15 protein-coding genes and 5 pseudogenes are annotated in these 19,925 nt (G+C 65.7%); 10 read left to right on the top strand and 10 right to left on the bottom strand.

The genetic code is table 11. The features are described from left to right. The first annotated feature begins 449 nt into the window (after positions 1 to 449). Entirely contained in the window at positions 450 to 1,139 is a 690-nt protein-coding gene (locus ACFYPA_RS29365) for a Mu transposase C-terminal domain-containing protein (RefSeq protein WP_389135240.1), read from the top strand. 92 nt (positions 1,140 to 1,231) lie between these two features. Then, on the top strand, positions 1,232 to 2,224 hold the full coding sequence (locus tag ACFYPA_RS29360; RefSeq protein ID WP_389135310.1) for a TniB family NTP-binding protein: 993 nt from the start codon (positions 1,232 to 1,234) through the stop codon (positions 2,222 to 2,224). A gap of 1,102 nt (positions 2,225 to 3,326) precedes the next feature. Here ACFYPA_RS29360 and ACFYPA_RS29355 read toward each other — a convergent pair. Beyond that, positions 3,327 to 4,420, bottom strand: a pseudogene (locus ACFYPA_RS29355) (IS3 family transposase); the annotation flags it as partial. 409 nt (positions 4,421 to 4,829) lie between these two features. On the opposite strand from ACFYPA_RS29355, the gene ACFYPA_RS29350 reads away from it, so the two are divergent. The 3 genes from ACFYPA_RS29350 (at position 4,830) to ACFYPA_RS29340 (ending at position 8,340) form a co-directional block, all read left to right on the top strand. Continuing rightward, positions 4,830 to 5,732, top strand: coding sequence for a Shedu anti-phage system protein SduA domain-containing protein (locus tag ACFYPA_RS29350; RefSeq protein ID WP_389135237.1), 903 nt, complete (start codon positions 4,830 to 4,832; stop codon positions 5,730 to 5,732). Positions 5,733 to 6,452: 720 nt separating this feature from the next. Continuing rightward, the gene (locus tag ACFYPA_RS29345; protein WP_389135234.1) at positions 6,453 to 6,971 is read left to right on the top strand and encodes a hypothetical protein; all 519 of its coding nucleotides are present in this window, start codon (positions 6,453 to 6,455) and stop codon (positions 6,969 to 6,971) included. A gap of 883 nt (positions 6,972 to 7,854) precedes the next feature. Beyond that, entirely contained in the window at positions 7,855 to 8,340 is a 486-nt protein-coding gene (locus ACFYPA_RS29340; protein ID WP_389135232.1) for a hypothetical protein, read from the top strand. 434 nt (positions 8,341 to 8,774) lie between these two features. Here ACFYPA_RS29340 and ACFYPA_RS29335 read toward each other — a convergent pair whose 3' ends face one another. The 5 genes and pseudogenes from ACFYPA_RS29335 to ACFYPA_RS29315 form a co-directional block, all read right to left on the bottom strand. Beyond that, complete coding sequence (locus ACFYPA_RS29335; protein ID WP_389135308.1) at positions 8,775 to 9,419, bottom strand: class I SAM-dependent DNA methyltransferase; 645 nt, start codon at positions 9,417 to 9,419, stop codon at positions 8,775 to 8,777. Positions 9,420 to 10,259: 840 nt separating this feature from the next. Then, a complete protein-coding gene (locus ACFYPA_RS29330) occupies positions 10,260 to 10,769 on the bottom strand; it encodes a hypothetical protein (RefSeq protein WP_389135231.1) in 510 nt (169 codons plus the stop codon). Positions 10,770 to 11,016: 247 nt separating this feature from the next. After that, complete coding sequence (locus ACFYPA_RS29325; protein WP_389135230.1) at positions 11,017 to 11,493, bottom strand: hypothetical protein; 477 nt, start codon at positions 11,491 to 11,493, stop codon at positions 11,017 to 11,019. 60 nt (positions 11,494 to 11,553) lie between these two features. Beyond that, positions 11,554 to 12,615, bottom strand: a pseudogene (locus ACFYPA_RS29320) (transposase); the annotation flags it as partial. Between the two features lie 15 nt (positions 12,616 to 12,630). Beyond that, a pseudogene (locus ACFYPA_RS29315) lies at positions 12,631 to 12,823 on the bottom strand (IS5/IS1182 family transposase); the annotation flags it as partial. Positions 12,824 to 12,876: 53 nt separating this feature from the next. Here ACFYPA_RS29315 and ACFYPA_RS29310 point away from each other — a divergent pair. Continuing rightward, the gene (locus ACFYPA_RS29310; protein WP_389135228.1) at positions 12,877 to 13,716 is read left to right on the top strand and encodes a DUF1963 domain-containing protein; all 840 of its coding nucleotides are present in this window, start codon (positions 12,877 to 12,879) and stop codon (positions 13,714 to 13,716) included. 110 nt (positions 13,717 to 13,826) lie between these two features. Here the strand turns inward: ACFYPA_RS29310 and ACFYPA_RS29305 are convergent. Both ACFYPA_RS29305 and ACFYPA_RS29300 read right to left on the bottom strand, forming a co-directional pair. After that, positions 13,827 to 14,637 (bottom strand): annotated as a pseudogene (locus ACFYPA_RS29305) (IS5 family transposase). A gap of 103 nt (positions 14,638 to 14,740) precedes the next feature. Further along, a pseudogene (locus tag ACFYPA_RS29300) lies at positions 14,741 to 15,133 on the bottom strand (transposase); the annotation flags it as partial. 282 nt (positions 15,134 to 15,415) lie between these two features. Here ACFYPA_RS29300 and ACFYPA_RS29295 point away from each other — a divergent pair. From ACFYPA_RS29295 to ACFYPA_RS29280, 4 genes are all read left to right on the top strand, one after another. Next, positions 15,416 to 16,591: a DUF6236 family protein gene (locus ACFYPA_RS29295; RefSeq protein WP_389135227.1), complete on the top strand. Its 1,176-nt coding sequence runs from the start codon at positions 15,416 to 15,418 to the stop codon at positions 16,589 to 16,591. Between the two features lie 10 nt (positions 16,592 to 16,601). Next, positions 16,602 to 16,853, top strand: a complete 252-nt coding sequence (locus ACFYPA_RS29290; protein WP_389135225.1) for a hypothetical protein — start codon at positions 16,602 to 16,604, stop codon at positions 16,851 to 16,853. After that, positions 16,853 to 17,251 carry a hypothetical protein gene (locus ACFYPA_RS29285; protein ID WP_389135223.1) on the top strand — a complete coding sequence of 133 codons (399 nt, stop codon included), beginning with the start codon at positions 16,853 to 16,855 and terminating at the stop codon, positions 17,249 to 17,251. Before ACFYPA_RS29290 ends, ACFYPA_RS29285 begins: the two co-directional genes overlap by 1 nt. A 419-nt stretch (positions 17,252 to 17,670) precedes the next feature. Next, positions 17,671 to 18,384, top strand: a complete 714-nt coding sequence (locus tag ACFYPA_RS29280; RefSeq protein WP_389135221.1) for an adenylate/guanylate cyclase domain-containing protein — start codon at positions 17,671 to 17,673, stop codon at positions 18,382 to 18,384. A 301-nt stretch (positions 18,385 to 18,685) separates the two neighbouring features. Here ACFYPA_RS29280 and ACFYPA_RS29275 read toward each other — a convergent pair whose 3' ends face one another. Next, complete coding sequence (locus ACFYPA_RS29275; RefSeq protein WP_389135219.1) at positions 18,686 to 19,210, bottom strand: Pycsar system effector family protein; 525 nt, start codon at positions 19,208 to 19,210, stop codon at positions 18,686 to 18,688. Next, the gene (locus ACFYPA_RS29270) at positions 19,207 to 19,866 is read right to left on the bottom strand and encodes an adenylate/guanylate cyclase domain-containing protein (RefSeq protein WP_389135217.1); all 660 of its coding nucleotides are present in this window, start codon (positions 19,864 to 19,866) and stop codon (positions 19,207 to 19,209) included. The genes ACFYPA_RS29275 and ACFYPA_RS29270 overlap by 4 nt, the downstream gene beginning before the upstream one ends. Positions 19,867 to 19,925: the final 59 nt, after the last annotated feature.

The raw sequence follows: 19,925 nt of genomic DNA, 5'->3' as shown, positions 1-19,925 counted from the left end.
GAGCGGCACGAATCCAGTACGCGCCGAACGATCAGACATACGAAGTCATGCGGAGGTTGTACGGGGCAGTGGTCCGGTTGCGCGACGGCAACGGGCCTCGCCCCGGGACGTCTCATGACCATCCGGCTGCGAGTGTCGCCCGACCACGCGGGCACCCCGGCAGACTCCGTGCCGGTTGAGGCAGATCCGTTGGGAGGCATTCAAAAGATCGCGAACCAGTTGGCGCTGATCGACAACCCGCTGCACCGTCTCGCCCGGCAAGCGGCAGATTCCATGCCCACGCTGGACGTAGCTGCTGACTTGCGTCGGCCAAGCGGCCGTGACGAAGCCGTTCAGCCGATACCCAACTCCAGGACACCCTCGACGAATGGCTCGTCCACTGGCACATGCGCCCTCATGAAGGCTGCGTCACCCCGTCCTGCCCCGGGCCGCCCTGCCCCCCCAACCAGATGTGGGCCGCGCTTGTCTGCGTCGCCGGTCACGTCCCCCTCCCCCTGACCGCCACCGACTACCTCGAACTGCTGCCCGTGCGCTGGCAGGCCATCACCGAACGCGGCATCCGCATCCACCACCGCACCTACGACCACGACCTCCTCGCCCCCCATCGAGGACATGCCTCCCTCGTCGCCGCCCGCGGCGGGAAATGGGAGGTCCACATCAACCCCCACGACCTGCGGCAGATCTGGGTCCGCCTCCCGGACGATCAGCTGACCGAGATCCCGTGGATCCACCGCGACCACACCCATCACCCGTTCAACGAAAACACCTGGAACCACATCCGCACCACGATCACTCACTACACCGGCCACGATTACGACTCCCGCGAAGCCGACCTCGCCGACGCCCTCGACCAGCTCATGCGCCGCGCCCGCAACCAGACCGCGACCCGCGTCGAACAGCACCTCCTGGCCCGCACCGCCTCCACCCGTGCCCTGCCGGCCGGACCGCACGAGCCCGGCCGACAGGGCGAACCCGACCCCGACGCCGACCGGACCGGGCCCACCACCGACCACGACAGCCTCGACGAACTCGACGACAGCCCGGACGAGAACACCATCGAAGACGACGGCGCCGACAGCCACACCCCACACACCGGATACGGCCTCTACGACCCGGCGACGGAGGCCCTGAAATGGTGAACCACGCCCCGGCGCCGGCCGCCAGCATCCACACAGAAAACAGCAGCACGAACAGCGTGAGGGAAGCCGCCGGCGACGACCCGCAGTGGCCAGTGACAACCTGGCAGGGCTGGCAACACTTCGCCACCTCTCCTCCCCCAGCCCCGCCGCAGCCCGGCGACCCGCCCCGCACCACCGAAGCGCGCCTGGCCTACCACTCCGCGTTCGTCACCCTGCGCACCCCGGCTATCGACACCCTGACCACCCAGGTACGCACCCTGATAATCCTGGGCCGCCATCAGCAGCACACCGCCCGCCCCTCCCTGATCGTCACCGGCCCCCCGGCTGCCGGGAAGACCACCGCGCTCCTGAACGTCGGACGCGCCTGCCACCTCGCCCACACCCACCGCAACCCCGCACCCCCCGGCCTCGGGCATGTGCAGGTTCCCGTCGCGTACGTCCTGGTCCCCCCCGGCGCCAGCGCCGAAACCCTCACCGCCGAATTCGCCCGCTACCTCGGCATCCCCACCACCACCCGCATGACCACCACCCAGATCACCGACGCCGTCTGCCACACCTACAACCACACCGGGACCCGCCTGGTCCTCATCGACGAAATCCACCGCCTCAACCCCCGCACCACCAACGGCGCCGAAGCAGCCGACCTCCTGAAAGATTTCACCGAACGCATCCACGCGACCTTCGTCTACGCCGGCATCGACGTCACCACCACACCCCTGTTCAGCGGAATCCGCGGCGCTCAACTCGCCGCCAGAGCCACCCTCATCCACGCCGGGCCCCTACCCGCCCGCCACGGCACGACCCACCCCTTCCGCGACCTGGTCACCGGCATCGAAAACGCCCTCGACCTACAAGCCCACCGCCCTGGCACCCTCCCCCGCCTCACCAGCTACCTCCACCAGCGCACCGCAGGCCGCATCAGCGCCCTCACACCGCCCATCCGCCAAGCAGCGATCACCGCCATCCACGACGGCACCGAGAAAATCACCAAGAACTCACTCGAGGCCATCACCCTCGACCACCACACCGAACAACAACGACGCCCCACCCGCCAACCCCCCCACCGTCCTCCCAAAAACGCCTGACCAGGCAAAACGCCTTCCAAAAGCAAAAAACGCCCGAGCCATTACACCCAGACACTCCGTCCAACACCCGCCAAACCACCCACAAAAACCGGCACAACCCCAGACCACACCCCACCCCCTGCACCAACTAACCACCCCTCCAATCTTAAGAATGACACCTCTAACAATGGGAGTCTCAAACTGGATGACGCATCAAGATTGCCAATTAATTTTTTGGAGGGGCCTCCTTTAGTTGTTTTTCGTTGGTGGGCATCTCTCCTGTGTTTTGCGGGTATACGGAGGAATCTCGTGTCTGTTTCTTCTGGTTCAGGGCAAAAAAAATGGCCTCGTGGCATTCACGGGCCTCACTGAGATGCCTAGTAGTTATGATAGGTCCTCGAAGAACTGAATAATTCTGATGACGTTGCCGAAGAAGTTGATTCCCTTAACGCCGCAATTTAGCAGCTGCCTGACTGTGCGGCGGGGCCGGCAGGGGTTGTCGTGCTGTCCCTGGTTCGATTCTGCGGTCTGGTCTGTGGTGTTCTGACTTTTATTACTCATAGTAATCCTTAGTTTACTCATCGTGTTTGTTTTAGGGCACAAATATGCCGGAGGGTGTCGACCTCCGGCGCAAGATACGGGTGTGGCTATGATTCGAGTGGTGCTGAATTTACGGTGGGTCTCGCTGTCTTTCTCCTTTTAGTGTACACCAAGAAGGAGCCTCCTGTCGACCCGTCAGATGCTCTCCTGGGAGGCCCTGACTGTTCCTCAAAACCTTTCTCAATCACTGTCTTTGACAGTCTAGCAGGCACCTCTGACAGGACCTGATGGCGCTTGCGGCTAACCCTGTAGAACTGGCTATGCAGCCCCTGTCTGAAGCCCGCGAATATTGCAGTCGCGGTATGCGTGGGCTCCGCCGGGGCCGCAGCCGCAGCGCCATGCTGTCCACCAACGCGATTCCTTACCTGGCTGCCGCCTTCTCCGCGTGCGCGGTGAAGCGTGTGTTCGTCACCATGATCGGGTGGGTGTGCGCGTTAAGAAGTCATCTCAATTGGTGAGTAGCCGCCTGTGCGAAGCGGAGGCCAGGCGCAGGCGGGCCTTGACCCCGAATCCTGAACACGGGTTATGCGGCTGGCGCCAGCGTAGTTGGTGTGAGGTGGAAGGTGTTCTCGAAGGCGATCGGTGATCGTTGTCCGAGGCGGGAATGTCGGCGTCGGGTGTTGTAGCGGTGGAGCCATCTGAAAGCGTCGAGTCGGGCCTCGCGCTCGCCTGGCCAGCTCTTTCGTTCCTGGAGTGTCTCGCGTTTGAAGGTCGCGTTGAAAGACTCGGCGAGTGCGTTGTCCGCGCTGGAACCGACCGCGCTCATGCTTTGCCGCACCCCTGCTGACCTGCAGGCTTGGGCGAAGGCCCTGCTCGTGTACTGGGCTCCGTGGTCGGTGTGCATGATCGATCCGGCGAGGCTGCCTCGGGTGCGGATCGCCGCTGCCAGGGCGTCAGTGACGAGATCCGTGCGCATATGGTCGGCGATCGCCCAGCCGGCCAGGCGGCGCGAGGCGAGGTCGATGACGGTCGCCAGATAGCAGAATCTCCCGCCGCCGATGGGCAGGTAGGTGATGTCGCCGACGTACTTCGTGTTCGGCTCGTCCGCGGTGAAGTCGCGGCCGATCAGGTCCGGCGCCTTGGCCGCGGCCGGGTCGGGGACGGTGGTGCGGTGCCGGCGGCGCAACCGGACTCCTTCGATACCCGACGCCCGCATGATCCTGGCGACTCGCTTGCGGTTGACCGCCGCACCACTCGTCTCGCGAAGTTCGGCGGTGATCCGCGGGGCTCCGTAAGTGCCGTCCGATTCCTGAGGCACCGCCCGTATCCGGGCAGCCAGCCTCGCGTCGGCCGCCTCCCGGGCGGCCCGGTCCGTGGCTGTCCGGCGCCAGTAGTAGAAGCTCGAGCGGCTGACGCCGAGGATGCTGCAGAGCCGCTTCACGCCGTAACGGCGCTGGAGGTCGGCGACACGCAGGAAGCGGTTCACCAGCGCGTCTCCCCGGCGAAATACTTGGCGGCCTTCCGCAGGATCTCGCGTTCCTCCTCCAGCTCACGGACTTTCTTCCGCAAGGCCGCGTTCTCAGCCTCCAGCGGGGCCGGCGGCTGAGCCGGTTCCTGCGTCCGCCGTCCTCGCGGACGACTCGCTCCGGCCGCGACTCGTACAGCGCGACCGCGTCCGCCTTGAACTCCGGCGGGTAGTTCTTCATGACCACGAGATATCCGTCCTCAGATCCTCAGGATCCAGTGTCTCGTGTGTCCAACATCAGGGGTCAAGGCCCCAAGTCCCAGCTCAGCACACAGCCCACGCCCTCATCGCCTCCATCACCGGCCCTCACGACCGGAACTTGAAGCGCTACCACCAACAGACACCAAACTGATCAGCCCAGGCCAAACCACGACCCACTGATCAGAAAAACCGCCCCTGGACACTGGACGCGCTACGGAAGCTGGGCATGACCTGGGCATAAAGGTGGAAGGAACTGCTACACGTACCGGTCCATGAAGAACAGACGAACACACCACGATGCATCTAACTACCTAGGTCGCCAAGTTGCGATCCTACGAACACGTCCGGAGTGATTCAAGGATGGTTTTCAACACCGTCAGAGCAAGTGACGATCCGACTCGCCCCCGAGCAACGGATTGGAAAACATATACCACCTGGCTTGCACATGAATGGGGAAAACTCCTGTCCTCGAATTGCTCCGAGGTAGATGCACAGCGTTTTCTGGAGGCACACCCATGCCTCCTACCAGGAGCGGCTGACGACGTCGGCGCTGGACACCATGGCCCCGTCCTGTGGTCGGTCATCAGCCTGCCCGAGCTCCAGGGCTTGGGCAGGCGTCGCATTCCTGACTTCATGTGGGTCCGCAGAGACACCGCTAATGTGCGCCCCATCTGCATCGAGATCGAAAGTCCCTCAAAGCCCTGGTTCAGCCCAGGAACCCAAACACCAACTGCCAAACTCACGGAAGCACTCGATCAATTGGTGGAATGGAAAGTCTGGTTCTCACAACCCGATAACCAGTCGGTCTTCCTCAAGACCTATGCACCAGAATTCAACCGCCGTGTACTCGAACCCCAGTACGTTCTTATCTATGGGCGCGACGCTGAGTTCCGTTCAGGAACCTCTCCCCATCCCGACCATGACTACATGCGCTCAAAGCGGGACCACATGCGCCGAAGCAATGAAAGTTTCTATACTTTTGACATGCTCAAACCAGCTCAAGATGCAGAAGGATATGTCACCTTAACCAGAAAGGACAACAGTTGGATTCTAAAAGGGCTCCCCCCGACCTTTACCACCCACCCCGTCATGTCCGATCTCTTCAGGGCCGTATCCAACCCCGAATCCGCCTTGCAAACTGTTCCCTTGATCAGCGACGAGCGCAGGGCGTATGTCGCCTCCCGGTGGCGGCACTGGCGTAGCGACCGTCAACAGGACCAGACCGAAGAGTTCACAGTGGTGTCGCTGGGCGGGGGTGAATAGCGAGAAAACTCATCCAGGGATCGATTAAACCCATGCTCTCTGACCGAGTGCGCGATGCGGCACACGCCCGATCCAACGGAGCAGCTAGGAAAATCGGTCCAGGAGTGCGCGAAAGAAGTCAGTGACCACAGGCGGGCTCGCGCGCGGTCGCGTGGTTCGTCACAGCCGAACCGCTGTGAACAGGCACGCCCATGGCAGCCGGTCAGCCCCATGATGGGCATCCGGCGGCAGCAACCTGGTCACCGCGCGACAGTCATGATCACTACTACGATGCCCTCTGACCAGGAAGAGCTCTCCCACCCCTGCTGACGCCCATCCGATGCCACCGGCGCACCCATTCACAGGCCACAAGGAGGGCGGCTGTCCGAGCCGCCAATCCCCCCTCTCAGCGAACCAGCAACACCCCAAACCAGCCGCCTCGCCGCACACCAACAAAACCCCCTCCCAGCGTTAGCAGCGGCACATCCCGTACGGACAGGCAGCCCCAGAACAACAAGCTCTGCACAGCCGAAGCAAGGGCCTCGACAACGAGCGGCGCACCGTCCGCGCGAGGACGTGACCACACACCAGCAGACGTCCTCACCGCCCGACTGGACACGGTGGCACACCCCCTCCACGCGACAGCCCTGATCATCCAGACGGTCACCGGAGCGGACACGGCTGTGCGTGATACCGGTGCCGGTCTTCGCGGATCAAGACGTCTCGCCTACGGTCGCCTTCATGAGCAGCGACGGCGTAGTGATGGATGAGGCGGTCCGTGCGGCCTGGGACACCTACCGGGTCCTGGAGAAGCGGACGCCCGCCAAGGAGCGCCAGGAGGCGCAGCAGCGGGTGAAGGCGGCGATGGACTCCCTCGGGCGTGAGGAAGCCTCCCGGGGCACGGTGTTCCTGGTGGGGGTGCTGACCGGGTACTTGATCGCTGAGTCGCCCGGAGGCGGGGAGCAGCTCGATCCGCTCAACGACCTCATCCCTGCCGTGATCCGTCGGCTGCCTTCCTTCGAGCTGGCCGACCCGGAGCAGGTGCCGATGGCCACCGGCGTCCTCATGGCTGCCGCCATGGGCATGGACACCGTGGCCTGGCGCGACCGGTTCGGGACGATCGAGCCCAAGGAGGCCATGGTCCACGGCTTCGTGCTGTGGCTGCTCGCGGACCTCTTCGACTCCCTGGTCGACAAGCCGGGAACCATCGACGCGCTGATGCGCAAGACCTTCGGGACCATGGGCACCCCGGAAGGCTGACGTAGAGACGGGGGAGTTCGCCAGCCGCCCGCCGAGCACCGACGCCCGGGAAAGCCTTGCAGGCGACGGCCCCTCACACAATGTGCCGTCTACCTGAGGATTCGGGTTCTGAGGCTCACAACCGCCGCGTCGCCTCGGAGGTCCAGGCGCTACTCGCGAGGGGCAAGGAGTAGCGGGCGAAGGCCGCCGGGCATCAGCCCGCGGCAACGCAGGACCTTGTCCCGGTCGCGGCACCAGACGGTGCAGAACTTCCGGGGCCGGCGGGTGGCTACGGGGTAGCGGCTGGGTGCACACCGGGCAACAGCCGGGCCCAGCGACCGGTACCAGGCGCTCCAGCAGCTGACGGACGCGCTCGGTCTCATCCTCCGTGCCGAAGTACCGGCCATCGGCCTGGCCCCGGCATCCGGCATCCGGCGAGGAGTTTCCCGAACACGCCGCGCAGCTCGGTGAGGTCGCGGCGGCAGGTGCCCAGCAGGGCGAGGTAGTCGTTGACGGGCCAGGAGGTGAGGACTCCGGAGCGGGACAGGTAGAGGCCGACCGTGTCGATCCGGTCCGGTCGGCGGCATCAAGCAGCAGGTAACCGGTCAGCTGCCATGCCGTGCGCTGCGACATCTCCTTCAGCCGGTGGCGGGCGCTCTTGAAGTCGAGGAGCGGACCATCGACGACGACGTCGGCGTCGGCGTCGGCGTCGGCAGTGATCTGGACGCCGGCGAACGTCGGCCCACCGACGCAGTCCTCGGGCCTGGTGTGGGCGCGCAGAGCCTCCAGGAGGCCCTGGGCGGCTGCAGGGAGCTGGTTGGTGACGTTCAGCCACCAAAAGTCGCGGTCCGGGAGCTCCAGCAGCCGCGTGAACGTGAACGCGCCGGGGCCCTCGAGGGCGGCCTTGACCAGCGGAGTGAAAGCGAAGCCGATCGGGGTACGGGCAAGGGACCTGGTACCAAGCCGCAGCGATGAACATGCAGGCCAGTTCCACCTCTTCGCCCTGGCCGTAGCCGATCGGCTCATTCCTGTTGCCGAAATCCAGGCAGCGCACCGTCTCAGTCAGCCGCACCGCAAGTTCGTTACCGGCAACGCGTATCCAAAGGCCGGCACCGCGGCCACCGATCCCGCCCGACAGGGCAATGCCAATCAGGGAAGCGTCGACGACGGGCACGGCCACGGTGACGGCCAGCCGCAGCCGCCGGTCGATCGCCGTACCGACGATGCCGGCCTCGATGCCGACGATGCCGGCCTCGATGACGACGCCTGGCGGCGGGAACAGGACCTGGAAGGCACGGTGCTGCGCACGGTAGTCGTCACCCAACACCTTCGCTCCAGCGGACAGTTCGCGGCCCAAAAACCGGCCCAGCAGGGCGTAGAGGCTCCATAGCCCGCCGACCAGGGACATAACGGATCACCGCCCATCCATCGGCCACCACCAAGCACGAGTGCCACGGTCCGGACGGCAGAGAGCGCCAACACGCACACCGACGAGCCATGCCCCATACCGCCCACGGCTCACCTCCGCTCGCCCGGAGAGCACGACACCGGGATGATCGTCTCCGGCTCCACCTTCGGTTCACCTCCGCTCGAGCGGAGGTGAGCCGTTGGCCTACACCAGGCTGGCTCTCCCTGACCCGTGCTCTCCGCGCGAGCGGAGGTGAGCCGGGTGTGCACGCGGGCTCGCCGCGCCTCCGTTCGTGCTCTCCGAGCCAGCTCGATGCCGCTCTCAAGCACTCAGTCATCCATCTGGGCCTGCCAACCTTCGGCGAGATCGCCGCATGGACCACCTGATCGGTTCCGCCACGCGACTGGCGGAGCCGATCAAGGTTGACGACGCGCGAGGATGATCCCTCCCAGCTTGCTCTCGGCAGAGGTGAGAGTCTTGTGCGTCTCGACGGCGAAGCCAGCTTCGCTCAGCCACTCAATCGTTTGGTCATGCTGCCGGCGATGGACATAGACCTTCATCGGGTGGCCGCCATAGCCCTCAGTCTTCAACCGCGATTCATCGCCGACATGGAAGCTGAGCAGCAACGGCCCACCGGGCCGCAGCACTCGACGGAAATGCGAAAGAACCGAGCTGATCTCGTCGTCAGGAATGTGGATCAGTGAGTACCAGGCGACCAGGCCAGTCACGGAGGCGTCGGCCAAGGCGAGGTCCGTCATGGAACCGAGATCGAACCGCACACCGGGGTGTTCACGACGGGCCACATCGATCATTCCAGGTGACAGATCGATGCCGAACGCATCCAGGCCAAGGTTCCGCAGGTGTCCTGTGATCCTGCCTGTCCCGCACCCCACGTCCGCGACCAGCCCGCCGCCTTGGGCACGCATCAGGTCGGCAAACAGGGCCAGGACCGCGCGTTCCTCGGGTGTTTCGTCCAAGAGGTGACGTGTCAGCTTTGCGTAGCTTGCAGCGAGGGTGTCGTAAGACGTCCGCGTATCCGCCAACCAGTCGTCTGCGTTCAGTCCCGTTTCCACCGACCGGAGGCTACACAAGTCATCAATCGGCGTGACGGCTTAGTTCGGAGAAGGTCTGCTCTGCTACGACTGCAAGTGCGCCACGAGGCGCTGCTGTTTCCGAATGGAGGTGCAAGACCATCCATCTTCCCGCCGTCGTAGCGGCGGGATGAAGCTGGAGGCAGCCTGACCCAGGGATCAATGGGGAGGGTGGGAGCAGCCTCGACAAAGTCGTGTCGGTCCGGCACTGCCGGATGGACCGAGCGCGGTGAGCGAGACGGGAAGGTATACGCGAGGAACCGGTGTCGTTACACCTCTTAACGTGGCACCAGCTCAAATCCGGTGGATACGGGCTGGTTGGCGGTGCGCACTTGTCCAGCGATGGGCGGGCCGCGTGGGAGCAGTGCGTCCTGGGCCCGGACCACCCGCAGTACAGCACCGCTACCGCCTACTCCAACCACTCCGGACCGCCCTGCCGGGGCACCGGCTGCCGCGAGTGGCGCCGAGACGCCTCCGGGCAGGAACGAACGGCCGCCAACCCGAAATAGGCGACAGACACCTCGTGGAGCCGTCTCCCGGCGCCTTCCCCGGGGGCCTGGGCGACGTGCAGCCCCCGGCGGCTGCTCCTGCACCGAGCGCTGCCGGGGGCTTCTATGTCTGATCAGGGGCGATTGCCCCCGTCAGGACCAACGGGGCCGTCCCCGCCGTGGGGCCCATAGGTTCGGCCGGGCACCCAGGCTGCTACCAATGACGCCTGGAGTAGGACCGCCACCGTTTGCGGCTGATGGCAGCGTTATCCGGCGCGCTCAGGACCGGTTCGCAACTCGTGATCCGAATTCCAGACAGAACCTAGGTCAGCGGGTGGCCGGTGCCGTCGTCTTCCAAGGCAGCGCGGGCCACGTCGGTGAATGCTTCCAAGGAGTCCTGTACGGCGAGAACGGTCCTCTGCGCATGTGAGTCCTGATGCAGGACCCGGTTCCTCAACGTTGCTACCGTGCGGGAAAGCTCCGCAGCGGCGCGCGCAACGTTCTCAGGCCCTGCCAGTGCCACGACTGCGCGGCGTTTCCGCGCAGAGTCGTTGAGTTCGTCGATCCGGGCGTGCGCCTCTTCTTGCGACACCGCACGAAAGAGATCAAGGAGCTCCTGGACCACATCAACCAGGTCCGCATATGCCTGAGACCTCGGTTCCCGTCTCTCTCGCAGGCTCTCGAAGCGCCGCTGGCGAGCGGCCTCTGTTTCCTGTGCCTTGTGCTGAAGCCGGGCCACTCGAAGGTTGAACCAGCTCGTCCCAGTGGCCGTCAACCCGGCCAGGCCTCCACCAATGGCCGCACCGACGACGGCCGCAACTCCTGCATCCATGGCGGGATTCTCCTCGGGAAGCGACGAAAGTGCCCCCGATCTCCACGGGGGAGATCGGGGGCGGCGGTGTCTCGCCAGAGAGCAACCACGAGCACAACCGGCGAGTCAGACCATCGGGACCTTGGGCTTCGCCCAGGAGGTCGCCCCCGGAGGCCACTTGGCATCCGATCCGGTGAACCCGCACCTGCGCTGCCCACAGGGCCGGTTCTGCGCAGCCGCCGCGAGTTCGATGTCCGGGCTAAGCTTGTCAGTCCCATGCGTTGAAGAGGACTCCGCCCAACGTCGTGATGCTGTAGAAGCGGACCTCACGCCACTCGCCCGGCCCGAGCACTGAGGTGTCCACGTTGGAAAGCGGTGTGGCAAGCAACTCGCTGCTCAGGACGACGAAGCCCGCGTCGGTAAAGGCATGAGCCCACGGAGGCGGTGCGAGGAACTCCTCCCCGTACCAGTTCCGACGTGTCTGGGCGAAGGCGATCCAGGGGTGATGACCGTGACATAGGACGATGCTCTCGCCTGCGCCTCCGACGACCGATGCGGTGTGGAAGGTCCGCGGGTATGCCTGTTCCTCCACCTCGCCCACTTTGCCTCCGGCGCCGCGGGCAGCGGCATACAGAGCGGTGCGGAACGCCCGCAGGTCGGTCTTGGGGAGCGGGCCCTCCTTCGGCCAGAAGAAACCTGTCGCCCCCCGCGGCAGCACGAAGCTGGTGTTCCCGTCGTTGACCATGTCGCTCATTTTGCCTGGTGGGAGGTGCATCGGTTGTCGTAGGTGGCGTGAGCTGCGGGTTCACACTGTGCGGCGCGGCTTGGTGCCCACCTTGCGATGGGCGGGACGGGTATACGCCGCGCCGGTTGCGAGGACTCTGCCCACGTCATGACGGGTGGCGGGGTGACGATTCTTTGAGCCCGGCGGACGGCCAGGTCCAGGGCGGGACGGTTTCGGTGCACCGGTAGGAGTGCCGGTCTTCGTGCGCAGGTTCCTGAACCCCCGTCGGACGCGGGCGGGAGTGAGTCTGTTCGGCTCGGCTGGCTTCTCCCAGAGGCGCCGGAGGTCAGCGGCCAGCGGGCGGGCGAGCCGGAGCTGGGCATAGGCGGCGATCACCAGCCAGGTCCACCGGTCGGCTGCTTCCGAGCTGCGAAGCCGGGGCTTGGTCCATCCGAGCGTCTGCTTGAACAGGCGGAATGTGTGTTCAATGTCGAAGCGGCGGAGGAAGGACTGCCAGCAGCGGTCCACGTCGCCCGGGGTGGCGTCGGTGCCCGACCACCACAGCCAGACCGGCTTGTTGACCCCGCCGCTGGGCAGCTTCTCCCCGACCAGACGGATGACTGTGCCCTCGATGAGAGGCAGCGGGCCATCGTGATCGAGCCAGGCCGCCCGACGTGTCAGCCTCGGATGCAGCCGGTCCCACGCCTGCGCGGTCGCCTTCCCATAGCGGCGAGTGTCGGTGACCGTCACGGCCTGCTCGGTGCCCCAGGTGGCCGGGTCGCCGAAGACGAACTCGCCGCCGTGCTTCGGCGGTCGCCCGCCCTGGGAATAGGACAGGGCGTACTCCTTGAGCGAGGGCGTCGGCCGGCGCATCACCCGGTCCGACCGCAGTCGGCCCAGGATCTCGACGGGCAGGTCGCCCAGCAGGTGAGCGATGCGGGGCGCGTCGTATCCGGCGTCCAGCACGACCAGGACGTTGGGGTCGCCCTGCTTCCACTGGCCGGCGGCGACGAGCCGTTCGACGACCTCGCGGAGCTGGACCGTGGTCACCGCAGCGACGTCGGCGCCGGGGTCCAGGCGCACCGCGTCCAGCACCGCCGTCCAGGACGTGCGGACGGTCTCCAACGCGGCCACCACCGAGTAAGTAGTCGCGCAGATAGGTGGCTGGTAGGGGCGTGTATCCCAGTGGTGGGTGGTCCAGGCTCGGCGGATCAGACTGCGCACGGTGATGATGGTGCCGGTGAGGTCGGAGAAGGCTTCAATGACATTGGTCCGGCGTTCATAGCAGCGGGCGAGTCGGCGCAAGACGTTCTGCCAGGCATGGGGGCTCGGCGTGCCACCGCTGGGTGCGGTCTGAGGGAAACGGCTGTCCCGCCTGTCACAGGTGGGTGTTTGAATGCCGGGATGGACCCTGAGACCACGCTCTCCGAACTGCGCGAGTTCTGCGCCGAACGTCTCGGCGCAGAACTCGCCGCCCGCTTCGTCGCCCTCGCCCGGCCCGGTTTCGCGCTCACCGCAGCTGGGCCGGGCGAGGCTGCCGGGCACAGTCGATTCGGCGGCCGGGCGCTACTCGAACCGGGCACGCCCTGGCCGGCCTTCGAGGGCTTTCCGCTGAGCCTGCTCGCCATCCTCGACACCGATGCCTTGGCCCCCTGGCTCGGTGACCTCCTCCCAGCCGGGACGGGCCTGCTCAACTTCTTCTACCTCGACAGCGACTCCGAGCAGTGCGACCCCGCCGCCTTCGCGCTGGCGGCCAAGTTCGTCGGAAACGAACCACAGGTGGGAAGGGTGATCGCGGCACGCTCCGCGCACGCCGTCGAGACAACTCCGCCCGCTCGGTCGAGCGTCTTCGCGCCGGTCTCGTGGGTGGCATCGCCCGGGTTCGCCTTCCCTGATCCCTGGGACCGGGCCTATGACACCCTCGAACTGGGACCCGAGGCCGACGACATGGCCAGGCTCATGCCCGGTATACACATAGAGGACCTACTCACCGAGTGGCCGCAACGACCTGGCGCGCTCGGCTCCGAGGACATCGCCTTCGGCTGGCCGGCATTCCCGACGGGATCCTCGCCGTGGATGCCGGACGGCGAAGACCCAAACCTTCACCACCACCTGCTCCAGCTGTCCTCACGGAACGAGTGGCACATCGGTGGCGACGGCGGCTGGATGCACTGGTCGACCCCCACCGAGGCGCTGCGGGCTGGCGACTTCAGCCGGGCGATATCGACCCCGGACATCTGGTGACCACCGGGTGGCTCAGTGGCCCGCTTGTCCGCACCGACTCCTGTATTCGGGGAGACCTGTACCTGGGCTGCCATCGTGGCTGACTGAGAGGCCGGCAAGCAGGCGTGTGCTCATGGTCGGCGTCGGGGGCGTGTGTCCCACCGGTGGGCCGTCCAGGCTCGGCGGATCAGACTGCGCACAATGATGATGGTGTCGGCGAGGTCGAAGAAGGCGTCGATAACGGTGGCCCGGCGCTCGTAGCAGCGGGCGAGCCGGTGGAAGGCGTTCTGCCAGGCATGAGTGCGCTCCACGTGCCACCTCTGACTTGCCTGGATCGGCGCCTTCTCACCCTTGTGCGCGATCCGGCCGTGCAGACCGCGTTGGCTGAGCAGAGTGCGGGTGGTATCGGAGTCATAGCCGGCATCCAAATGGACGGTGATGCCTTCGGGTAACGGTCCGAGGTCGTCCAGGCGGTCCAGGGTCGGCGCGAGCAGCGGCAAGTCGTGGCGGTTGGCTCCGGCCAGGACACGACCCAGCGGAATGCCGTACCCGTCCGTCATACCGGAGCGTTTCAAGCCCTGTTTGCCGCGGTCGACCGGGGAGCGCCCGGCCACCTCGCCGCCGCCGGGGGCTTTGGTGATCGACCCGTCGACGGCGATCTGATCGAGAACGAGGCCGACGATCCGGTCGTAGGAGTCCACCGCGATCTGCTTGAGCCGGGCGAAGACGCCGAGCCGGATCCACTCGTCGCGGCGGTTGCGGATCGTGGTAGCAGAGCAGGTGGTGTCGGCGATCGCCTGGTAGGAACAGCCGAACCGCAACAGCTGCAGCAGCTTGTCGAAGACGATCCGGTCACTGATGCGGGGGCGGTGGCAGCCCAGCGGATGGTCTGGGTGATAGATCCCACAGCGGCTCGGTCAGCCATGACGGAAGGACGGGCACAGGTCTCCCCGGTGATCACGGAGCGTTGCCCGTTCATAATTATCAAGCCCTCCGCCTACAACACCGCGGGGTGCTTCAACCTCGCCTATCAGCGGGGCCTCTAAGGCCAGCCGGGCACCATCTGATGCTTGCCCTCACCCCGGCCGAACGTGTGGCAAAAGGCCCGGTCTGCATTGGTGTTGGCGTCCGGCCGGAGCCACGGCGAGACATCCACCGCCAGCACGAGCCGGCCGTCCGCCGCCCTGGGCAGCGGCACCCCGGCCAGGGCCCGACGCAGCCGGGCAACGTCGATCCGGCCCTGGTTGAGACCGCCGTACAGAGCTCCGTGCCCACGGCGGTGTTCGGGCGCGAGCGCGAGATCGACCAGCGTCCGCACCGGCCCGCCCGTGCACAGCAACGCGTCGCCCCGTGCGGTCAGACAGGCGTAAAGCTCCGACCGGAAGTGTGACACTTCCGCGAACGCATCCCGCAGGACGCCCTGGTGCACCAAGCTCACGGTCACGGCCTTCGCGCTGATCCACTCTGTGACGGAGCACTGGATCAGACGGAGGCCGCCTTCCTGTCCGCTGAACTGCGAAAACGCAGACCAAGTTCGATCCGCGTTCGACGCCGGACCATAAATGACAAGCTAAGACATACCCCGGGGAAGCGGCCGAACCGATGAGCTTGCCCACTGGCGGTGCCAGATTCCGGAGACGGAGGAGAAGCGAGGATGGCCTCGCTTAACATTCCGTGAGGTCCTGATCACGTCTGGTCGGGCTCGAGGGGAAGGCTTTCGATGGCGCTGCAGACCGGGCTCTACTACCCGTACGTCCATCTGCGAGACGAGACCTGGGCGAAGGCGGCGGCGCTGTACTGGCGACACCTTGCTCGCGTGGTGCCGGCCGGCTTCCCCGTGCAAGACCGCGGCGTCGTGAGAGAGCTCAACCAAGCGTCGGGATTCATCGTCGATTCCGATCCGCGGCAGGTGATCGAGGTCGTCGCGCCAGCGTTCGTCGCGGCGGTCCGGGACAACGCCGAGGAGTTGCGCGCCCGCTCCGCTGTGCAGGAACGCCGGTTCACCTCACGCTGGCACTCGGAGCCGGTACCTAACCCGCGCACCCGGAACCTGACTGGGCTTTTTCCCAAGGAGGTGCCCCCAGTTCTGGAGGCAGCGCTGGAGGAGGCCGGGCTCGCTTACCGGGACTGTCGGCAGCGGGTCTGGGACCACCAGGAGTGGGTGGTAGTGGACCCATCCTTCGCGTGGGCATATAAGTGCGCAGTAACGCAGGAGCTAGCCCGCAGGACCGCCTTCGCTCCGGTCACCGACCAGTTGGCCGCCTACACCGCCACCGGCGACTGGTCGGCTGAGCACATCGCCGACACACTTCTGGGCCGCGCGGCGCCAGCAGTCGGCCGCGAGACGGCTCAGACCAGGCTGGCCATGATGGCCGTGCGGTGCGTCCTCCCAGCCGACTTGCGCCATGTCCCGGTGGAAAAAATCGTGCGGCTGAGGACGCAGTACGCCGACGAGTTCGTCGCCTTCGAGACCGCGGTCAACGCTGCGACGGCCGAGGTGGTCGAGGCCACCCAGGAGGTCACAGACCGTGCCGCCTTCGAGCTGCACCTCCAGGGAGCGTTCGACCTACATCTCGCCCGGCCACTCGAATCGCTGCGCAAGGCGATGAACGGCCTGAAGCTGGACACCATCCTCACCACACTCACCATCAAACCGGAGGTGTCCGTGCCCGGGGCCGGACTGGCCTGGCTGCTGGGAGGTACCGCCACCGCAGTTGGAACTGGCATAGCCTTCACCGTCCTTGCTGCACGCCAGGCCACTGCTCGCGAGCGCGACACCCGGGTGGCCTCCTCACCCGCCGGCTACCTGCTGCGCGTGGAGAAGGAACTGAAGCCGACGACAGTACTCAAGCGCGTGGGCCGGGCTGTCTCACGCACTGCAGGCGTGGGTGTCTAAGACCTGTCCCGTGACTGGTCAGGAAGAAGTGGCTGCCTCACGGCCCTCGGGCTGGCTCAGGCTTCGAGGCGGCCCGGTCACCTTGCCGATCGCCGCAGGGTTTCCCGCCACCCGTCCCTCACATCGCGGGACTCATCCAGGGCAGGATCGCGGCTTCCTCCTCAGCAACAGCAAGAGCCGCCGGGACAAGCTCACCGTCGACAAGCTCACCGCGCTCGCCGGCCTCGGGCTGGAGTGGGCGGCCACGGAGGGAGCGGCGTGATGAGCGCTGGCGACCAGGAGACCGGCGAGCAGCGGGTGCGGGGCGCCGTGCGGCGGCACGCTCGCGCCAGGGCCTTCACGGAGGCGGAGGACGTCATCACTGCTGTACTGGCCGACCCGGGGGTGAGGGAGGCGCGGGCCCGGGTGAAGGCGGCGGAGACGGAGCTCGGCATGGAGCTGTCCACCCGTCTCCAGCCGTTCCAAGACCGCTACAACCAGGCCGTGACGGCGGGCGACGCGGACGGGCTCACCGGGCTCTGTGGCGGCAAGCACGGCCGCTGGGGGCGGATCTGCGTTCTGCCCGACGGGCACGAGACCTCGATGGAGGAACCGCACTGGGGCCGCAACAGCGAAGGCCGGCCGATCGCGTGGGTAGGCAGCGCACCCGACGACTGGTGAGCGGTGGCGGTGAGAGCGGCAGGACCCCGGGGCGCAGGGCGGCCCGGGGTCCTTCGCTGTCCGGGGCTCAGTGGCACCGCTCCCAGGCCCTACACGCACTGGGGTGCGATGCCGGGGATTCTGAGCTGCGGCATCGCACTGGTGTGCGTGTAGGCCCTGAGATTTTTGGCCCGGCCCCCGGCGGAGCTACCTGGCAGTCGGGGCGGTTCGGTGGAGTGGGCCAGCCGTGTGCGGAGGGCCCAGGCGAGGTAGGCACGGTTCTGGAGCTCAGCAGGCGGTCCCTTCCAGCAGACTGAACGGTCTTCGCAATCGGGCGCGTGATGGGTGTGGAAACAGTCGCATTTTGCCTCAACTGCCGTGTTGTCAGCAGGTCCTGTTAGATTTCACCTTCTTGTTTCGTCCCAGGCTTGGGGGGCACCATGGGGCTCGCTGACGACATCAGCGCGGCTGTCACGAAGGTTGTCTGTTCCGACTGGAACAGTCGTAAGGGGACGGCGGTCCCCTCCACCGACACCGTGGCCTTGGGCAACGGTGCCGTCGAGGTCAATGCCGTTTACCTCTATGCAGACTTGGCGGATTCCACCGGATTGGCCAGGGACTTCAGCCGCACAACCGCAGCCAAAGTCATCCGGGCCTATCTCGATGCCACTTGCAGGGTCATCAGGGCGTGCGGAGGCGAGATCCGCAGTTTCGATGGGGACCGGGTCATGGCAATCTTCATGAGCGGTGCCAAGAACACGGCCGCCGCTGACTGCGCGCTCAAGATCAATCATGTAGTGACGAAGATTGTTCGCCCCAAAGTCGAGGCCAATCTGCCCTCGATCGTAACTCGGGGGTTTCAGGTTAAGCACTGCGTCGGTATCGACACCGGTACGGCACTCATTGTCCGAGGTGGTGTGCGTGGGAACAACGACCTTGTCTCTATCGGCCGTGCGCCCAATGTGGCAGCCAAACTCAGCGACATCCGCAACGGGAACAACCACAGCTACATCACCGAGGACGTCTTCAACGGCATGTTGGACAGTGCCAAATACTCCAGTGAGAAAAAGCTGATGTGGGCAGGTCCGTACACCCGTGAGGTTGGCGGACAGACGATCACCGTGTACAGGTCGACCTGGTCGAGGACTCCGTGAGCGAAGCCAATGGCCTGCAGACCCTGGTACCCCTCGCCAGCCGCTCCTGCTGGCCCTACTGGCGATGACTGGTGAGTAGCTGTGAGACCGGCGAAGGGCCCGGAGCGCTCTGCGCTCCGGGCCCTTCGCTGTCCGCGGGGCAGCGGCGGCACCCATCACAGGCCCTACACGTACTGGGACGCGATGCCGGGGGTTCTGAGCTGCGGCATCGCGCTGGCGTGCGTAGGACCTGGGATCTTCGGGCCGCTCCCTCATCCAGACCGGGACGAGCGGCGTGCCGTGGCCTGTTGTGGTGATCGGGTCAGTTAAGCAACCCTGCGAGGAAAACGAGAGCGGCGCCCACTGCGAAGATGCTGAAGGACAGCTGGACATGGCGGTGCTTGCCCCACGCGATCTTGCTCATGGCGATGAGCTGGCGGCTCAGCACCGGAAGTATGTCCGCCTGCTTCAGGGCAGTGGTGAGTTCCGCGGACTCTCGGTGCATGAGGTGGCCGAAGTAGATGAAGTTCGAGGGGGCTTCCGCTTTGACCTTTCGGGCGCGGAGGCGGGGGACGACGACCAGCATCGAGAAAACGCCAGAGGTAAGTACGAGAATGGTCCCGATCCAGAGAAGGGAGCGGGTACCCCATCCGTGAAGATTCGCGAGGACGTGGTCGTCGGTTGAGAGGGCGATGACGCCAGCGGTTGCCGCAGATTCCAGGGTGAGCGCGAAGGACGCCTTGGCGTCCACCTTCGCTGTCCAATTGCCCAGTTCCGCGTGGATCCGCCAGGCAGTCTCGACGGCTCTCGCGTGAGCCTCGGCCGAGGCCGGGTCTGGCGCGGTCACACCGACCACCGGTAGTTGGATCGGAAGATCGTCATCTGCTCCCCGCCGACCTCGGCGCTGCGCTCCTCCCACATGCTGGCTCCCTCGGCAAACTTCACGTCTTCTCTGAGCCTGTGGTAGACCTGCGTAGTGATGTACGTCCGGTAGTTCCCCGGCTCGCGGATGTCACTGAGCTTGGCGGCAACGTTCGGGGCTCGGCCGATAGATACCAGGTCGCTGCTGCCCCGTACGCCGGCTCGTGCGATGAACGCCTCCCCGGATGCGATCCCGACGCACATTCGAGGCAGGTAGCCCTTGCTCTGCAGAATCGGCAGCTTGGCGTAGAGAACAGGCTGGACGATCTCCTGCATCGCGGCGTTGATCTTCAGTGCAACCGTTCCGGCGTTGGTGTTCTTGGAGTCGCCGATGAAGATACCCATGACGCGGTCGCCGTCGTAGCTGCGGATCTCGCCGTCGAACTTCTTGATGATCGTGGACGCGGTGCGCAACGAAGAACGGATTACCTTGCCGGCGACCTCGGGGGTGAAGTCGCGGGCCAGCTTGGTGGAACCCAGGAGGTCGGCGTAGAGGTAGACGGCGTCCAGCTTGCGGCGTCGTTGTTGTAGAGCTGTACGTCGTCTGTGCCTGGAACGACGTTGCCGTTCCGGATGCTCCAAGGGTTGCCCACCATCTTGTCCAGATCGGAGCGGATGTCGTCGCCAAGTGCCATGGATGA

The organism is Streptomyces sp. NPDC005775 (genome assembly GCF_042871565.1).
Classification (GTDB): Bacteria; Actinomycetota; Actinomycetes; order Streptomycetales; family Streptomycetaceae; genus Streptomyces.
The sequence above is the reverse complement of the archived record's forward strand: the minus strand, read 5'-3'. Positions and strand labels throughout refer to the sequence as shown.